The 17,712-nt window shown below is 46.3% G+C and carries 19 protein-coding genes; 7 read left to right on the forward strand and 12 right to left on the reverse strand.

The window, feature by feature from the left end:
• Window positions 1-636: 636 nt before the first annotated feature.
• Window positions 637-969 carry a hypothetical protein gene (locus ACXAD8_RS21970; protein WP_475232470.1) on the reverse strand — a complete coding sequence of 111 codons (333 nt, stop codon included), beginning with the start codon at window positions 967-969 and terminating at the stop codon, window positions 637-639.
• 204 nt (window positions 970-1,173) lie between these two features.
• Between ACXAD8_RS21970 and ACXAD8_RS21975 the strand changes: the two genes are divergently transcribed.
• Window positions 1,174-4,245: an FG-GAP-like repeat-containing protein gene (locus tag ACXAD8_RS21975; protein ID WP_475232472.1), complete on the forward strand. Its 3,072-nt coding sequence runs from the start codon at window positions 1,174-1,176 to the stop codon at window positions 4,243-4,245.
• Between the two features lie 29 nt (window positions 4,246-4,274).
• Here ACXAD8_RS21975 and ACXAD8_RS21980 read toward each other — a convergent pair whose 3' ends face one another.
• From ACXAD8_RS21980 to ACXAD8_RS21995, 4 genes are read right to left on the reverse strand one after another with little or no spacing between them, the layout of a single operon-like run.
• On the reverse strand, window positions 4,275-4,886 hold the full coding sequence (locus ACXAD8_RS21980) for a response regulator (RefSeq protein ID WP_475232474.1): 612 nt from the start codon (window positions 4,884-4,886) through the stop codon (window positions 4,275-4,277).
• Window positions 4,879-5,991 carry a sensor histidine kinase gene (locus ACXAD8_RS21985; protein WP_475232476.1) on the reverse strand — a complete coding sequence of 371 codons (1,113 nt, stop codon included), beginning with the start codon at window positions 5,989-5,991 and terminating at the stop codon, window positions 4,879-4,881. The genes ACXAD8_RS21980 and ACXAD8_RS21985 overlap by 8 nt, the downstream gene beginning before the upstream one ends.
• Before the next feature lie 21 nt (window positions 5,992-6,012).
• On the reverse strand, window positions 6,013-6,774 hold the full coding sequence (locus tag ACXAD8_RS21990; protein WP_475232478.1) for an ABC transporter permease: 762 nt from the start codon (window positions 6,772-6,774) through the stop codon (window positions 6,013-6,015).
• Complete coding sequence (locus ACXAD8_RS21995) at window positions 6,771-7,706, reverse strand: ABC transporter ATP-binding protein (protein ID WP_475232481.1); 936 nt, start codon at window positions 7,704-7,706, stop codon at window positions 6,771-6,773. Before ACXAD8_RS21995 ends, ACXAD8_RS21990 begins: the two co-directional genes overlap by 4 nt.
• A gap of 138 nt (window positions 7,707-7,844) precedes the next feature.
• On the opposite strand from ACXAD8_RS21995, the gene ACXAD8_RS22000 reads away from it, so the two are divergent.
• Window positions 7,845-8,564, forward strand: coding sequence for a hypothetical protein (locus ACXAD8_RS22000; protein ID WP_475232483.1), 720 nt, complete (start codon window positions 7,845-7,847; stop codon window positions 8,562-8,564).
• A 7-nt stretch (window positions 8,565-8,571) separates the two neighbouring features.
• On the opposite strand, the gene olsF is transcribed toward ACXAD8_RS22000, so the two are convergent.
• The 5 genes from olsF to rpsT form a co-directional block, all read right to left on the reverse strand.
• Entirely contained in the window at window positions 8,572-10,380 is a 1,809-nt protein-coding gene (olsF, locus tag ACXAD8_RS22005) for a bifunctional ornithine lipid synthase OlsF (protein ID WP_475232485.1), read from the reverse strand.
• Window positions 10,381-10,581: 201 nt separating this feature from the next.
• Window positions 10,582-11,394 carry a UDP-2,3-diacylglucosamine diphosphatase gene (locus tag ACXAD8_RS22010; protein WP_475232487.1) on the reverse strand — a complete coding sequence of 271 codons (813 nt, stop codon included), beginning with the start codon at window positions 11,392-11,394 and terminating at the stop codon, window positions 10,582-10,584.
• 209 nt (window positions 11,395-11,603) lie between these two features.
• Window positions 11,604-11,954 carry a hypothetical protein gene (locus tag ACXAD8_RS22015; RefSeq protein ID WP_475232489.1) on the reverse strand — a complete coding sequence of 117 codons (351 nt, stop codon included), beginning with the start codon at window positions 11,952-11,954 and terminating at the stop codon, window positions 11,604-11,606.
• 164 nt (window positions 11,955-12,118) lie between these two features.
• Entirely contained in the window at window positions 12,119-13,501 is a 1,383-nt protein-coding gene (locus ACXAD8_RS22020; RefSeq protein WP_475232491.1) for a M20/M25/M40 family metallo-hydrolase, read from the reverse strand.
• A gap of 145 nt (window positions 13,502-13,646) precedes the next feature.
• Window positions 13,647-13,910, reverse strand: a complete 264-nt coding sequence (rpsT, locus tag ACXAD8_RS22025; RefSeq protein ID WP_475232493.1) for a 30S ribosomal protein S20 — start codon at window positions 13,908-13,910, stop codon at window positions 13,647-13,649.
• Between the two features lie 505 nt (window positions 13,911-14,415).
• On the opposite strand from rpsT, the gene ACXAD8_RS22030 reads away from it, so the two are divergent.
• From ACXAD8_RS22030 to ACXAD8_RS22050, 5 genes are read left to right on the forward strand one after another with little or no spacing between them, the layout of a single operon-like run.
• Window positions 14,416-15,009 (forward strand): RNA polymerase sigma factor, encoded by a 594-nt coding sequence (locus ACXAD8_RS22030; protein ID WP_475232495.1) that lies wholly within the window; start codon window positions 14,416-14,418, stop codon window positions 15,007-15,009.
• A complete protein-coding gene (locus ACXAD8_RS22035; protein WP_475232497.1) occupies window positions 14,993-15,397 on the forward strand; it encodes a hypothetical protein in 405 nt (134 codons plus the stop codon). Before ACXAD8_RS22030 ends, ACXAD8_RS22035 begins: the two co-directional genes overlap by 17 nt.
• Before the next feature lies 1 nt (window position 15,398).
• Window positions 15,399-15,683 carry a hypothetical protein gene (locus ACXAD8_RS22040; protein ID WP_475232499.1) on the forward strand — a complete coding sequence of 95 codons (285 nt, stop codon included), beginning with the start codon at window positions 15,399-15,401 and terminating at the stop codon, window positions 15,681-15,683.
• Window positions 15,680-16,126 carry a DUF3106 domain-containing protein gene (locus tag ACXAD8_RS22045; protein ID WP_475232501.1) on the forward strand — a complete coding sequence of 149 codons (447 nt, stop codon included), beginning with the start codon at window positions 15,680-15,682 and terminating at the stop codon, window positions 16,124-16,126. The genes ACXAD8_RS22040 and ACXAD8_RS22045 overlap by 4 nt, the downstream gene beginning before the upstream one ends.
• A gap of 16 nt (window positions 16,127-16,142) precedes the next feature.
• Entirely contained in the window at window positions 16,143-17,123 is a 981-nt protein-coding gene (locus ACXAD8_RS22050) for a Gfo/Idh/MocA family protein (protein WP_475232503.1), read from the forward strand.
• 9 nt (window positions 17,124-17,132) lie between these two features.
• On the opposite strand, the gene ACXAD8_RS22055 is transcribed toward ACXAD8_RS22050, so the two are convergent.
• On the reverse strand, window positions 17,133-17,300 hold the full coding sequence (locus ACXAD8_RS22055; protein WP_475232505.1) for a hypothetical protein: 168 nt from the start codon (window positions 17,298-17,300) through the stop codon (window positions 17,133-17,135).
• Between the two features lie 47 nt (window positions 17,301-17,347).
• Window positions 17,348-17,692 carry a VOC family protein gene (locus tag ACXAD8_RS22060; protein WP_475232507.1) on the reverse strand — a complete coding sequence of 115 codons (345 nt, stop codon included), beginning with the start codon at window positions 17,690-17,692 and terminating at the stop codon, window positions 17,348-17,350.
• Window positions 17,693-17,712 lie beyond the last annotated feature (20 nt).

A 17,712-nucleotide genomic window follows, 5' to 3' on the forward strand; every position in this document is an offset into this window, starting at 1 on the left:
AAAGTTATGGCGATATAGTTCAAAACCTCGACAAAGATTTCTTTGCGAGCCAAAGAGCCACGATGTTGGCTATGAATAAGGATTTCTGCCCGGTTAGTTTGTGTTGCTATTTGAGTGTTGCGCAACAGTAATATTTGTCAGACCGGCAATAAACAACAGATAACCGCATAGGTAAATCAGGCGTAATTCTGGAACAACTAATCCTCCCAAGCCGGTTAAGGTCGCGCCACCAATCACCGCTACGACAGGCCATTTATGCTCTTTGACGTAAGCACAGGCTTGTATTGTTAACCCAACGAATAAACACGCCGGCCCCATGGTAAAGAATACTGGCCAAATGCCTGGCTCCTCAACCAGCTTTGTAAATAATACCAATCAGTAATAATATGTGAGCTACTCAGTGGGAATTGAAACGCATTTAGGCAAGGCAGATGTTTGCAGGTCTAGTGGGGCTAAATCAAAAACATCTAAAGCAGCATAAATGCGTTTCAAACCCATCTTCGACGTTGCTCATAGCCATGATCTCTTTGTTGCCAACAAGGATGTTGATAAGGGGCGAGAGCAGGATGCGGTAAGCTTTGCGCGAGACTCGAAAGACCACCAGTATTACTTCACTCGCGCGTCGCGACCTCATGGCTATGAGACTAACGCTGAGCGATCACATATTATTAATGATTGGTATAAGGCCGCTCTTGTTTCGCTGTCGTGGCGAAGCGCCCATAGCGCCATATCGATTGCGCACATGCCTATTGTTGTCGTTGCTCCGATAAGCGTAAAAGACCCACCAATCTGCCTGAAAAGACCAAAGGAAAACTGCAGACCATGAGGAATAATTAGCAATATACCCAGTAAAATGCCCCAGTGAATAAAATCTATGGGTTCCAGCAGATTAATAACCTCAGAGGGAATGGAAAAGGAAATTTGAGCCAGTAGTTGCAGAATTAATCCTGCGATAAATAGATGCTTCATGTTTTTATTCAATTTATTTTAGCGTGAGGGATTATAGTACATCCGGCCCATAATGTCGGGAGTGTGGCGATATATCGCACATTTTGTGAATGGGATTTCATCGCGGATGCATTGAATTTCTCCAACTTTTATTGGTCAGTTTCGTTTACCTGTTCAAAAAAACACTTTAAGATGTTGTTTTTTAAGACAATAAAGGGAATTATTTTGCGCCCAACTCAAGCCCTCAATGGTTTTACCCGTTTATTTACTCGTCGGCTACTAATGCCTCTTGCGTTGCTCTCAATGCCGCTTTCTGCTCAGGAAAGTACTGTCGAACCTTTTGAGCTGGATGCTGAGTGGTCTTTGCTCAGTACTTCGGTTGGCGTAAAACGCTATGCCGGAGAAAAACCCAATCAACCTCACTTACCTCATATAATCGAGGACACCGCCTATTGGATGGCGGGAAATGGCTACAGTGATGGCAGCCGGGCCACCAATAAGGTGTTAGCTATGGATCTGAGTTCAGGGGAAATCTCTGAGCTGGCAGAAATGGGGCGCAACTTTCTGCGGGGCAATGCCACTGTTGAGTATCAGAGCCGACTATTGTCGGTGGGTGGGTCTGATAACTTTATTAATCACAACCTCAATTATGTGATGGCCTATGACACCGTCACCGGAGACTGGCGACAACAAACCGCAGCGCCTCTGGCCAGAGAAAATGCCATGGCTGAACAGGTTAACGGGCAAGTGTATGTTTTTGGTGGTTGGGGCTTTGATACTTTTAACAGAGCTATGGTGAAGTTGGGCGATGATGGCTTTTTCTACACAGATGTTGAGGAGAGTGCCGCCTGGCGACAGGAAGTGCAGCGTTACGATATTGCCGCTGATAGCTGGTCAATAGTCAGTGAGGCACCTACCGACGAACCTTTCAGAGCAAGCGCTCTGATAGAAAACAAGGTGTATCTGAGTGCAGAAGCCGACTGGATTACGCCAAATGACACACTGCATGTTTTTGATACAGATACTGCCGTGTGGAATACACAGACTGTTCCTGAGCCATTAGTGAGTAAAAAGCTGGTTTCGGTAGGGCATTTGTTATTGGTTTATGGATTAACTGACTGGTCGATGGCGCCCAATTCTTTTTGGCAAAGTTACCTGTTTGATACCCAAACACAAACCTGGTATCAGGGCATCCCGCTACCCAATGAAGACAATATCACCCCGGTATTTGCTTTGGCCAGCGAAGGGGATGAACTCTATTATTTTGAGTACGCAGAAAACCCATGGGACGATGCTGACAAGCAGGTATATCGCTTAGATTTTAATATTGGTGCTTCAGCCGATGAGGGCTATCAGCCATTTGAGCAACAAACTATCACTGAATTCGATGTTGAAAATGGCGATGCTTTGCATATTAACGAGGCTGGCAATGTCGCTAATCTGATAGTAGCTGATTGGCAAGATTACGATGATGTCTGGAATGGACGTGGCGATGATGCTCAAAAAGATGCACTTAAGAGAATGACTCAGTCTATATATAGTCAATTGCAGGATGAGTTTGATTTTATGTTTTTGGTGTTTAACGAGCCTGAGCATGCGCCGTACCCGGCACCCTACGGCTATCATACGCCAATTCAGAATGATATTGAGGGTATCGGGCAGGGGATCTTTGACTTTGCTGAAGCGTACGGTAGTGACGGTAATTTAGAAAGCGTTGTGGTGTTAGGGGCTGCCGACGATATTATTCACGGACCATCGCTACACGAATTGGGGCATCGTTGGGGGAACTATTTAACGGGAAGCCTGGACGCAATGCGGCAATTGGGTTGGGTTGCCTGTATGGCCCCGGATTTGATGCCTTACCACTGGGGGTTACTGAGCAATGGTGGCCAGCTTGGTGGTTGGCACGAAGAAGACTTAAATATGGGGGACGATAACTCCGCCACCTATTTACTCAATGATGGTGCTGAGGGCTTTGCTGGTTTCAGAGGTATAGGGCCGGGTAACAACTTTATTGGCTATAGCAATCTGGAGTTGTATTTGATGGGGTTATTGCCGCATTCCTCAGTGGGGGAACTCAGAGAGCCCGCTAGTGCGCCAATTGAATTGGATGTTAACCCACTGTTCATTGTCGACAGCTTTAATCAGATTTCTATGGATACTGTGGTACAGGAAAATGGTGTCAGAACGCCTGGTGTCGATGAAGCCGTTAACAGTTTTAAAACGCTGTTTGTAGTGATATCTAAAACGCCTTTATCCCAATCCGAATGGCACAATTATCAATTACAGGTGCAAAACTTCACTAAGGCCGAACACGATGATTATTTGCGTTTGAACAACTTTTGGGAAGCCACCGACGGCAAAGCAAGTTTGTCGGTGCCTAATCTCAATGAGATTTTATTATCTGATGCCCAGCCTCAATATACCCGAGGGGATTTTGATGGCGATGGTAAAGCTGATGTGGCGGTCCGCCGACCTTCAAACTATATGCAATACATTTTAAATTCGGACGATAACCAGATACAGCGTCAGCTTTTCGGTAAAAATGCCTCTGATATCCCGGTAATGGGGGATTTTGATGGAGATGGCATTAGCGATATCGCGGTCAGACGGCCATCAAACAGTATGTGGTACATATTGAACAGCTCAGATAACCAGATTCAACGCATCGAATTTGGCAAACAGGCGCAGGATATTCCGGTGTCTGCAGATTACGATGGTGATGGCATTACCGATGTGGCGGTGCGTCGTCCCTCCACGCAGATGTGGTATATCCTGAACAGTTCTGATGGTGAGATTCAACGGATCCATTTTGGCAAACAGGAAACCGATATTCCGGTACCAGCTGATTACGATGGTGACGGTAAGGCGGATGTGGCAGTGCGCCGTCCCTCATCACAAATGTGGTACATTTTGAGCAGTTCCGATGGTGAGATTCAACGCTACCATTTTGGCAAACAGGAAACCGATATTCCGGTACCAGCTGATTACGATGGCGACGGCAGAGCAGATGTCGCGGTCAGGCGTCCCTCAAATCAGATGTGGTACATTTTGAACAGTTCTGATGGTGAAATTCAACGCTATAATTTTGGCAAGCAGGAAGCGGATATTCCGGTACCGGCTGATTATGATGGCGATGGCAAAGCGGATGTGGCGGTACGCAGAGCCGCCAACCACATGTTCTATATCCTGCGTTCATCAGACAGCGAAATTCAGCGAGCCGAATTTGGCAAAAATGAGGCAGATATTCCGTTGTTGGCGACACCGGTTACCCTGATGGAAATGGCAGTCCAATAAGTATTATTGCTCAGAGACAACGAGATTGGTTACAACCAGCCTCGTTGTCTGGCTATTCGGGCCGCTTCAATACGATTCTGTGCATTGAGTTTAGCAGAGGCACTGGACAGGTAGTTTCGCACTGTGCCTTTTGATAGAAACAGTTTTTCAGCTATCTGTTCTGTGGTTAATCCATCGGCCGCCAGCTTTAAGGTTTTGCGCTCTTTTTCCGATAGAGGGTCCACTTCATCAAAGGCTTCGATGACCAGTTCAGGATCGATCACTTTGCGGCCTGACACCACTTTGCGAATGGCCTCTGCCAGTTCTTCACTAGGGGCATCTTTTAGCAGATAACCTCTGACACCGGCATCCATTGCGCGGCGCAGATAACCATTACGAGCAAAGGTGGTTAAGATCATTACTTTTCCGGGAAACTGGGTCTTTTGTAACTGTTCCGCCAGTTCAATACCAGACATGCCCGGCATTTCTATATCGGTAAGTAGTACATCGGGCTGGTGTTGTTTGCACAGTTGCAGTGCTATTTCGCCGTCTTTAGCTTTGGCTACCACTTCGAAATCCGGCTCCAGGTCCAGAAGCGTTGCCACAGCACCCAATAACATTGCCTGATCTTCAGCAACAACAATTTTTAATGGCTCAGCCATGGGGTACCTCCACGAAAATAGTAAAACCGGATTGCGATGAAATGCTGAGCCGACCGCCCAACTCCTGAATGCGTCCCCGCATCCCTGTCAGGCCAGAGCCTTCTTTGAGGACTGCCTCTGCATGGCTGCCATTGTCTTCAATATTTAATTGATACATGCCGTCACAGTCCTCAAAGTGCAGTTGGCATTGCGTGGCATCAGAGTGCTTTACTATATTGGTAAATGCCTCGCGAATGACCCAGGCCAGAGCACAGTTAATATTGTCTTCTTCAGGTAGTTCAGCGATATCACTTTGTAGTTTTATCTCGGCAGCCTGAGTCAATATTTGCGCTTTGGCTATTTCACTGGCCATGTCTTTTTGTTGATAGCGATGCACCGTTTCCCTGACTTCAGCCATGGCTTTGCGGCTCAATTGTTCTAGCTCTTTAAGCTCATGTTTGCTTTTTAACGGATCGATATCTGCCAGTTTGTGGGCCAGTTGCGCTTTAACTGTGATCAGTGAAAATGTGTGTCCGATAACGTCGTGTAAGTCGCGGGCAATACGCTCTCTTTCCGCTGTCGCAGCCATTTTTTGTAACTCTTCCTGTGATAGTTTAAGTAGCTGATTTTTCTTACGTAATTCACCTTCATAGATGTTAACTGAGCCGATCAGGATACTCAGTACAATGGCTGGAAAATAAAAGTAGCCTGGCATGTCCAGTAAATAACTGTAAAGTCCTGCAGAAGCCGCAATCAGCATCACCAGTATCATGCCTTTTCGCGGTTGCCACAGGTGCACGCAAAAGGCTGAGGCGTAGATAAAAAACACCGAAGCGCCAGCGTTAAACCAAGCTGTGGCGAGGCCGAAACTGAGAATGCCTAAAATGCAAACCAGTACCATTTTGCCTCGTTGCCAGAAGGTGCAAAAATATAGCGCCAGAAATGGTGGCACCAGGGCAAAGCTGACAATGCTTTGCCAGTTGGGGCGGTCACCAAACAGAGGCGGTAATAAAAACATGATCAGATAAACCAGCCAGACGTAAGGCAGATAACCGGAGTTGTTATCTGCAGGCAACAGGCGCTGGTGTATGCGTTGGAAAGTGGTTGATAAAGCAAGCGTCGACATAACCAGTCCTGAATTCAATGTTTAACGGGTTTCCATAGTTTTAAAAGCTTTTTTGGCCAACCAACCAAACAGGCCAGTAAAACCGAGCAGTACTATAACATGTATCCACCAGGCGATACCTATATCCGCATCCTGCACCTTTAATACCAGTTGTGAAAAGTGGAACGGTGGTAGTGTCATGGCGAGCTTTTGCAATGGATCTGAAAACTGCATTACCGGGATCCATAATCCTGATAAAAATGACATGGGGAGGTAAATCAGATTAACCACAGCAGCAGAGGCCTGAGCTTTGACTTTCAATCCGATAAACAACCCGATGGCACAAAATGGAAGTACGCCGGTTAACAGCAACAAAGCGGTGCTCAGCCATTGCCACAGTGGCATCTGGACATTGCCAAATACGGCGGCCACAGAAAACAGCAAAACAATGATAATGGCGGCAAAGACCATGGCGGTCATGATTTTAGCAACGAAATAGGCGGATATCGGCATAGGACTAATCTGCTTTAATGCCAACATGCCTCGGTCTTTTTCTACAGCAACGTCTGCACCAAATGAAAACAGAGCGGGTCCCATGACACCAAACACACCGTAAGTGGCTAGTAGATATTGTGACACGGCAGGGTTGCCTTCCGGTGCGTATAATATGCCAAAAAATACATAAAACATTACCGGAAACAACATGCTGGGCAGCACAAATCCCGGGGTTCGGAAGGTTTTGAAAATATCGGTTTTGGCTTCCAACTGAAAAATGTTCAGGGTATTTTGATTGCTTGTGTTCATGCGGCTTGCTCCTGGTTTGTTTCAGATGTGGGGGATTGGTCACTCAGCATTAAAACGGCGTCTTCTAACCGGGCACTTTCAATGGTCAGGTCAGAAATCACATAGTCACTGTTAAACAGTTGTTTCAGTAGTAGCTCTGGTGCAGCGGTTGTCAGAAAGGCTTTGCCACTTTTTAACACTAAATCATGCACAGCTGAGCCGGAATGGGCATTGATTAAAGCACCCAACTGTTCTTCACTTTCTGGCCAGTTGAAACTCATGCGTTTACCCAATGCTTTTGCTTTGACTTCGCTGGGGGTTCCCTGATGAATAATGTGCCCTTGTTTTAGTAGCACGATGCGATCTGCCAGTGCTTCCGCCTCTTCCAGGTAATGGGTGGTCAATACGATGGCCACGCCGCTGTTTCTTAGATTCTCTATACATTGCCAAAATTCACGTCTGGCGCTGGTATCCAGACCTACCGTGGGTTCGTCCAGAAAAATAATTTCTGGATTGCCACAGACCGCCAGAGCGAAAAACAGGCGTTGCTTTTGACCACCTGACAAGCTGCTCAGGCGTCTTTTTTCCAGCCCTTCCAGCATGGAGAGTTTAATTAAGGCGGCCCTGTCCATCGCGTTGGGGTAATAACTGCGAAACAGATCTATTTGCTCAATGACGGTGGTATTGTCCGGCAGATTGGCACTTTGTAATATGGTGCCGGTGCGTTGCTTAGCGGCCTGTTCACCAGGTGAGGTACCAAAGATACTTATTTTACCTTGGTTTACCTTTAAACGGCCCAGGATGCAGTTAATTAATGTGCTCTTACCAGCTCCATTTTCACCTAGTAAGGCCAGTACCTCTCCAGCATTTATATTCAATGAAATTTGACTAAGTGCTTTGGTGGCACCGTAGGTCACCGAAACACTGTTTATCTCTACTATGGCATTTTTCATGGTTATTTCCCTCAGTGGTTGAACCTATTGTGCAAAACTTTGTACTGCCGACACAGAGGGGCTTGTCATGACTTTTAGGTGACATTTGTCATATTGTGGCTAGACTAGACTAAACTGGATTTCAGCATTGGAATGGGATTGTCAGAAATGCTTCGTAGCTGCATGTGTTGCCTGATTCTGTTTTGTGTATCAGTGAAAGCGATGGCCAGCGCTGATAAGCAGGACAAGGTTGTTGTTATTGGCTTAGTCGAAGGTGTTGATTATGTCCTGCCCTATGAACAGGTGATTTCCAGTGCATGGCTGGAGCTGGGCTATCAGGTTCGCTATGAGCGTTTGCCAGCAGACCGTTCGCTGTTGTTGAGTGACAGTGGGCTGTTGGATGGGGAGCTGGTGCGTTCCAGAGTTGTTGAGTCCAATAATAAGAATTTAGTCAGAGTGCCATTGCTGATTTCTAAAGGCGAGTTAACTCTGTTTTGTCGTAAGACTGTGCCATGTAATCGCAGTGTCTTGAACGACAGAAAAACGTTAATGGGTGTGCGTGCAGGCAGTTTGACAGCGATAGAGTTCCTTAGGCAACATTCTGCGCAGGCATTACAACTTTCCTCGCCAGATATGCAAGATATGCTGAACACTGGTACCCGGTTAGACTACGTACTTACTGTTGCCGTCAGAGGGTATGGCAATCTGGATGAAATCTCCGACCCGGAAAACCTGGCCAGTATTAGCCTGATAACGTTTGACGCCTGGCATTATGTTCACAAAAAACACGCGTCTCTTGTGCCCATGCTGGCCGATTCATTGGCCAGGGCCAAAAAAAGATGGTTACAGAACTACAAGCAATCAGCCTTGCCCGATTAACAATGGCTCAGAAATTACTGAGGCGTACCACGTTATCTGAGTCAAGCTGACTGTCTGCTTCGTTATTTGAGTCAAGCAGATTGTCTGCTTCTTCAGTTTCGGCCTCGGTTATGATGGTTTCGGGTAAATAGCGGGCCCGTTTTTTCGCTTTGAGCTTCATCAGGTCCACTAAAATTAAACCATCTACACAATCATTGAAGTCTGGATCTACCCCAAAACCTAAAAATTGCACACCGCCCGGTTCACAAAGTTCTGAGTATTGTTTATACAGGGTAGGAATAGCCACTCCCATATTGGCCAACAGGTGTTTCAGCGTAACGAAGTCGGATTTGTAGTCGGTGCCGGTAAAACTGCCTTGCAAATCTTTGGGCAGGCGGTAGGGGTAATTGGAACGAGCAATTTCTACTTCAGTGCCGAAATGCAGTTGATAAAATTCCACCATTAAATCTTTCGCGGCTTGTGGGAAGCTATTACTCAAGCTGACCGGGCCAAACAAGTAACGGTACTGGGGGTAACGAGTTAAAAAGGCACCAATACCATACCAGAGGTAATCCAGAGAGCGCTTACCCCAGTACTTAGGTTGCACAAAGCTGCGGCCTAATTCCAGACCTTGGCGAAAGTAAGGATCCATTTCCTGGTTGTATTGAAACAAGCTGGCCGAATACAGGCCTTTTAGTCCTTTTTCTTGTTTTAGTTTTTGGGCATCACCAAAGCGATAGGCTCCGACAATTTCCAGTTCATCTCTGTCCCATAATATCAGGTGGAAATAATCATTGTCATAGTGGTCAGTATCGCGTCGTTTGTTACTGCCTTCACCTACAGCGCGAAATGCGATTTCTCGCAAGCGGCCAACTTCTCGCAATATTGGCGAACTGCCGTTGTAACGGTACAGATATATTTCTTTTTGATCTGCTGTGGTACCGAGTAACTCACACTCTTTTTTGATGGCTTTGCTTAAAACCTGGCGATCTTCCGGTGCGGCGATGGCCTTTTGGGTAGCGAATATTTCTGATTTATTGGTAACTAAGCGATACAGGTGTCGCTTGAATAACTTGGTCAGAATGCGATTGTTCAGCCGCGCTTCGCTAAAAGACTCGTGGGGGATCAATTGACCGATGCGCATTGGCAGGTGCTTGTTGCGTTGTTTGAACATTTCGTCCACTAACAGGAAGGTGGCCAACGGCTTGTAAATCATAGAGGTGGCATAAAACAACCAGGAGTTTTTGCCTTCCAAAAATATCGGCAGTACCGGGGCTTTGGCAGTTTTAGCCATGCGCACAAATCCAGTATTCCACTTGGTATCACGTATTCCTTGCGGGCGCAGACGAGACACCTCACCGGCGGGAAATACAATAATTGCTCCCTGGTTTTTCAGGTGCTCCTGGATTCTGGCAATGTTTTGTTTCGCAGTACTGCCGCCCATGACATTGACCGGAAACAACAGCTCCTGTAGAGGTTTAACCGCCATCAGCATCTCATTGGCCACTGCTTTAACATCGGGACGGATCTCACTGACCAGTCTAATCAAAGCAAGACCATCTAATGAGCCAATAGGGTGGTTAGCGATAATTACTAATGGACCGGAGCGGGGAATGCGCTCTTTTTCTGAGTCGCGTGTGGAATAGGTAAAATTGAAATGTTCCAGCGCTTGCTCGATAAACTCAATGCCTTGCAGATGCGGGTAATTTTCAGCAAACTCCACAAACTCTTTTTCATGCATAATTCGCCTTAGCAGGAAACTGACAGGCTTAAATAGCAATGGCTTCTGGAGTAGTTTAGGCGCGTGTTTGTTGAGAATATCATTAACTGAAAACATGTGATTGAGCAGGCCTCTTGGCTTTAACGTCAGAAACTAATAGCAGTGATTGTATGAAGCTTTCATGAATAAAATGCGAAGCGATGATGGCGGTTTTGTTACAAGCTGTTGGCGACGGTTTTTTCGGGGGGGGTAAGGCGGCGCAACGGCAATGCCACTTTGGGTATTCAGAGCCCAAAGTGGCTTAACCGGGTTTTCAGCTTAGGCAGCCTTTTGGCCTTCCCGATTTTTCTGCAAATCTGACAGGGCGTGTACCGTGGCCTCTTGTCCGGATTTCTCAGTCCAGGTGATCAGTTCGATATCGCCTTGTTTGTTTTCTGTGAGAGCAGAACAATTCTCTATCCAGTCGCCATCGTTGTAGTAGGTGACGCCATCCATCTCTACCACCTCAGGGTGATGGATGTGGCCACAGACCACGCCATCCAATCCCAGCTCTTTGGCTTTATTGGTACTGGCCACCCGGTAACGCTCGATGGCTTCATTGGCGCCAGAAATTTTGGATTTGATATAACCTGCCAGTGACCAGTAGGGAAAGCCCATCCAGGCTCTGGCCTTGTTATACCAACGGTTCAGGAAGAGTAAGAATTCATAGCCTTTGTCACCAATCCAGGCCGTAACCGGACCAAAACAAACTTCGCTGTCAAAAATATCGCCATGCAGTAATAACAGCTTTTTACCGTCAGCGGTGGTGTGAATGTATTCGCGGTGAATCTCCACCTCGCCGAAACACATACCATCATACTTCTGACAAGGTTCATCGTGGTTGCCAGGCAGGTAAATCACTTTTGTGCCCGAGCGCGACAAGTTTAATAAATAGTGGAATAGCTCATTATGAGCCTGAGGCCATAAGAAGCGTTTGCTCATAGCCCACATGTCAACGATATCGCCTACAAGGTACAGGGTTTCAATTTTACTGTGTTTTAGGAAGTCCAACAGATAGTCGGCTTTACAATCTTTGTATCCAAGGTGGATGTCTGAAATCCACACCGTGCGAAACTGCTGTTTATTAACCATCTCAATGCTTCCCCTTCAGCGCTAATCGGTAGTTGCTGAGCTAATGGTAAAAAACAGGGGTGACAGTTCAGTTAAATTGCGGTGAACATAGCGTGACAGAATAGCCGGTTTTGTGACATTTCATTGAAGATTACAGCCTGGTACTGGTGATTTATGCTGATTGCCAATAAACTGACCGAACCCTCTCTTAAAAAAAGCAGTTTTCAGGCTTAGTCTTCCTCAAACCAGGAAGAAATATAGCCGCCGAATCCGGTATTTTTAATCACCTTGTAGCGCAGACAGTTGTCGTTTTCCTTGGCGTAACAAACATGCAGGTGCTCTGTATCTTCATCCAGACGCACAAATTTGGCATTGGAATCAAACAGCACACCCGGTCCGAATAAGCCGTCCCAATATGTGCCCACGGACACCATATTGGCATACTCGTAGGTTATGCGTTGCGGTTTGGGGAAAATAATCAGTAAAAACAGTAAGGCACCTGCAGCAATTAATTTAACCTGCTTTGCATCTATGCTAAAGCCTTTGCTGGCTTGATTATTTGTGTCTTTTTTCTTATCCATCTGAAAAACGCCGGGGCTAAGATTAGGTAAAGGCTTAACTTTTAATATTAGGATACAACAACTTTGTGGGAAATGGCGATGGGATTTTATGCCTTTTGTAGTGGCTGGATTTATTCTTTACCCAAGCAGAGAGAGCTAAAAAGCTCTCTCTAAAGGATGGGGTTTTATTTGATGAGCGCCGGGGCAGGACGGGGATCCACGTCACTGTTGGCCATCAGGTAGGTAAACAGCGCATAAGCCGTCTGGTTCTGCTGAATATCTTCAGGTGCGATTTTGTCCAGGGTGTCATTCGGCGTGTGGTGATAATCAAAATAATGAGTACCGTCCTGACGCAGGGAGACCACAGGAACCCCTTTTGCTGGCAACATGGAAATGTCCGGGCCACCCGTTGCGGTATTGCTACCTTCTGCAATTCCCAGCGGCGCAAGGTGCTGCATTAACTCCTGCACAAATGGCAAGGCCGCTGGAGCAAAACGGGTATCTAACTGATAGATTTGGCCCGCGCCAAAATCCGACTCAGCCGCAACAATGATCTGCCCAAGTTCCTGTTCGTTTGCTTTGGCATACTCTTTTGCACCGATAAGGCCAAACTCTTCGTTGGCGTAAAGCACAACTCTGATGGTGCGTTTGGCAGCGCCTGTGGCTTCTTTGATTAACGCTGCTGCGGCAGTCACAATGCCGACACCTGCGCCATCGTCCAGTGCTCCTGTGCCTTCATCCCAGGAATCCAGATGCGCGCCAATTAAAACAATTTCATCAGGCTTTTCAGTACCCGTGATTTCACCGATAACATTGTAGGAGGTTTGCCAGCCGTGTTCTTTAGCCTGAACGTTCAGGTGCATTTTCACTGGAGCATCCTGGCTGAACATATATTCCAGAGTGTCTGCATCGGCGTTAGACAAAGCTCCTGCCGGGATTTTCTCAACATCGGGGCTGTATTGCATAGCACCTGTGTGAGCAAAGCGGCTCTGGTCTGTACCCACAGAACGAATGATTACCGCTTTCGCTTCCAACATTGCAGCTTCAATAGCGCCTCGGGAGCGGCCGATCACTACCGGACCATAGCCTTTACCGGCTCTGTCTCTTTCCATTCGCTTGTTGATGAAAACGATATTGCCTTTAATTTCTTCCACCGAGCGGGTTTTTAGATCTTCCAGGGAATCTACCATGATGACATTGGCTTTTATGCCGCCTTTTGGCGTGGCCACGGAGCCACCCAGCGCAGTAACCACCAATTTTTGCTCAAAGGGTTGTAAAATATTGGCATCGGCCAGGCCTCTGGACCAGTTACGCACCCGTACCGGTTGCTTATAAACTTTGTCAAAGCCGAGACTTTGCAGTTTTTGTTCGGCCCAGATCACGGCTTTTTTATCGCCCTCGCTGCCTGCGATACGCGGGCCTACTTCACGGGTCAGTGAGGCCACAATGTCATAGGCCAGTTGGCTTTCTGAAGAGGCTGTTTTTAAGGTTTCAATGTCGGATTTAGTGTCTGCCCAGCAAGAAGCTGCAGACAAGAATATTGCACTAACTATCAGTTTTTTAAGCATATGTTTTTGTTTTTTATCAATCGCATTTGATAGCAATATGTTAACCGATTGCAATCAGGATGTCTTGACAAAACAAAGCGGAGGAGGGGAAGTTACAGATACAAAAAAAGCGTCTTGCGACGCCTTTTTTGTGAAACTTATGTGCTTATGCTAAAGCTTTGATCTGTGCAGAAAGACGGCTCTTAGTACGAGCTGCTTGGTTCTTGTGGATCAAACCTTTAGTTGCCATACGGTCCAGAATAGGGGCTGCAGCAACAAATGCTTCTTGAGCGTCGCTCTTTTGACCTGCTTCAATAGCAGCACGTACTCTTTTTATATAAGTACGCATCATAGAACGACGGCTTGCATTGTGCTGGCGGCTCTTTTCTGCCGTAATTGCACGTTTCTTAGCAGACTTGATGTTAGCCAAGATAACACTCCCAAAACGATTCAACTGTAAATTCGAGGGTGCGAATTCTGCCTGGATTAGCCCCGAATGTCAAAGTATTTATGACATTTATTGTATAAAAATTGAGTTTGTCTGTGCCAGGCGGGGTTATTTCTGTATTTGACAAGTCAACAGTCCGTTGTAATGGCGGATTCTCTATTGTTAGTAATCAGCATGGTTGTAGGTTTTTTTACCTACGGGGGAAAACAGTGAAAACACACTGTTATAGGGTGCTATTATATAGTTTTGTCATAACAACAGGCCAAAAAATGTTGCTGGAAGATTGTTATCAGGCAACAGGATTGGTGAGTGTAACCCCAGTAAACGCTTGTGATGATTAGTTTATTCCGTTTTTTCAATATTTTTTAAATTCTTGTCAACCGGATCAGGATTGAGTCGTTTATGACAACAGAGGTAATGATAAAAGGAGTTCAACAGGATGCAGTTAGTCAGCAAGGCTGGTTAAATTGCGCACTGATTTATACGCATGACATCAGCCGCCACGATGCTGGATCACCAAAAAACAAGCGAGCAGCAAGAATTTACTTCGATAGATAGCTTTCTTGTCTACATCGAAAAAAGAGCCTACCGGATGGCGTTACTTGCGGTGGGGCAGCATGCTGATGCCATAGATATACTTCAGGATGCCATGATGAAACTGGTGACAAACTATGCCGAGCGTCCCGAAAATGAATGGAAACCTCTGTTTTATCGGATTTTAAACAACCGCATTACGGACTGGCACAGGCATCAACAAATCCGCAACAGGTTGTTTTTCTGGCGCTCTAAATCGGATGATGATGACAATGAAGAGCTATGTGATCAGATTCCAGATGAGAATGCAATCGAGCCTGATGGGACGTTGCAAAAAGTTATTCAGCAACAGAATATGCTGGGAGAGTTAAAAAAGTTACCTTTGAAGCAACAGCAATGTTTTTTATTGCGCAGTTGGGAAGGACTTTCGGTAGCTGAGACCGCTGACATTATGGGGTGTTCTCAGGGGAGTGTAAAAACACATTTTTTCAGAGCTGTACAGAAGTTAAAAGCTGTACTGGAGGAGCAACATGACATCGTCATCTGAACAACAAGTCAGCCAAAAGGCGGTGGATGCGTTGGAGCAGGCCAATGCCGCCCTGAGTGAAGATGTAATGGCGGATATCGCTCAGGCCAGGGTTGCCGCCTTGAATGCTGCCAAAGCGCAAAGCCGTCACCGAAAAAACTCAAATGTGCCAAAACAATTATGGGAGCGCCTGCGCCATCAGGTGCTGTTACATCAGTTTCGCTTTGTTGCACCCGCAGCAGTTGCGGTCATCGTGGCAGTGCTAGTAAGCTATAACCTCAATGAGACAGTGCCTGTTCTGCCCGGTGATTTTCTGACAACAGATATGCCCTCCGAAGAACTGGCCATGCTGGAGGATTTGGAGTTTGCGAGCTGGTTGGCAGAACAACAGCAAGAGGGTCATCTTTAGTATGATGATGAGCTTGCTGGTGGCCCCTTCAATGGCGGATAAAAATAAGTCTTCCGAGATACCGGAACTAGCATTTCTGGAATTTCTGGCGGACATGGAAGTGCTGGAAGGCGAACTGGTGGCCCCTGTTGATCTGCTGACGGACGAGCAGGGCAAGCTTGTGCCAATGAATAATGACAGTGCTGCGCTTGAACTTATGTCATTGTTTGATCAGCAGACAGAACTACAACCAATACAACCTGAATCCGCAACTACAGCTGAGACAAAACCGGAGGACAAGCCATGAAGCGATATATCGTGCTTTTTTGCCTGTTGTTTTGTCACCCATTGCTGGCGGTTGAATGGCAGGAGCTGTCGAAGCAGCAACAACAGGTGTTGCACAATGCTAAACAAAACTGGGGAAGCTTGTCTCAGGAGCAGCGTCAGAAACTGATGCTGGGAGCGGATCGCTGGCTGGCAATGGACAGTCGACAACGACAACAAATCAAACAGCGTTTTGACACCTGGCAGGCGCTAAAGCCTGAACAGCGACAGCATCTCAAAGAGCAGTTTCAAAAGTTTAAACAGTTGTCACCAGAGCAGCGCCAACAAATTCGCGGTGCCTTTGATAAATTTCAGAAATTGCCCAAGGAGCAACGGGCAAAAATGCGGGAAAAGTTTCAGCAGGCGAAGCAAAAAAATCACAATCGTCGGGGTGGTAAAGGTAAACCCAGACGCAAACCTGAATAAGATAATAAGGCTATCTATGTTACAAAGCCGTTCAATAAATTGGGGCATCATTGGTTGCGGCGCCGTAACCGAAGTCAAAAGTGGCCCTGCTTACCAAAAAACAGACGGGTTTCATCTGTTAGCTGTGATGCGGCGTAACGCTGATTTGGCAAAGGATTACGCGCTACGTCATGGCGTACCTAAATATTACGCCAGCGCAGATGCGTTAATTAACGACAGTGATATTGATGCGGTCTATATCGCTACGCCTCCTGATAGTCATAAGCACTATGCCTTGCAAGTGGCGGCTGCTGGAAAAATTTGTTGTATCGAAAAACCTCTGGCCCCTTGTTGGCAGGACAGCCAGCAAATAGTGACCGCATTTGCATCAGCCAACATCCCCTTGTTTGTGGCCTATTATCGGCGTTCTTTACCGCGTTTTAATCAGGTTAAAGCGTTACTTGATGATGGTGAAATAGGTCAGGTGCGTCACATCAACTGGCATCTGAATAAAGCGGCCAGCGAATTGGATCTTTGCGGAGAATATAATTGGCGAACCGACAAACAGGTTGCACCCGGTGGGTATTTTGATGATCTGGCCAGCCATGGTTTAGATTTGTTTGCCTATTTGTTGGGGAACTACAAACAGGTGCAGGGGAGCGCCACAAACCAACAGGGTCTTTATTCTGCGTATGACGCTGTAACGGCCTGTTGGTTGCACGAAAGTGGTGTAACTGGCTCAGGTAGTTGGAATTTTGGTAGTGCGGCTCGCGAAGACAACGTAACTCTGTATGGCAGTGCAGGTGAGATTCAGTTTTCCGTGTTTGATGAACAGCCTGTTGTGATTGATAACGCTCAAGGAAGTCGGGAATTCGGAATTGCCAACCCTGAAAATATTCAACTGGATCACGTACAGAATATGCAACAAGCGCTGTTAAAGGGGACTGCTCATCCTTCTACCGGCATTACGGCCGCTCATACCAGTTGGGTGATGGATCAGATTTTAGGAAATGAATAATCGAACTACTTATTTACTTTTGTCCTTACCGGGAAATAACTTAAACCAAAATGCCGCTTCCAGGGCAAAGCCCAGAATAATAAGTACAAATAAACCGGTTTGATGACCAGAGCTGTATAAAGCGATTGCTGCAAGCAATAAAGCAAACAGTAGTAGATATCTGACAAGCTTTTTCATTGCCATTCCATAGTTAGTAATTCACGGAGTTAATGGTATCGCAGAATTTAGCTGTTTAACTCAGTAATATGTAACAATTCGCCCACCGGTCCCCAAAGGAAAAAGACCTTGCCCCATGATTCCTGAGAAATCTCAGATATTTGCGTTTTATATGGGGTGTTGTCGCAAAGTGCATAGGCTTGTTCGATATCGGAAACGCATATTTGCAGCATAAAATTATCTGCCAATTCGGCATTGTAAAAGCGCTGCAAAAAAAGCTGACATTCGCCATTGGTTAAAAGGGTTAAGTCATCGCTGACGTATTCCGACTGAAAGCCAATGTCAGTATAAAATGCCTGTGACTGCTCATAGTCCTTGCTGGGTACAAAAGCTTTTATATCAACTACCTGCATTGCGTTTCCCTGTTTTTATA

Source organism: Planctobacterium sp. AWH2_060, assembly GCF_056158425.1.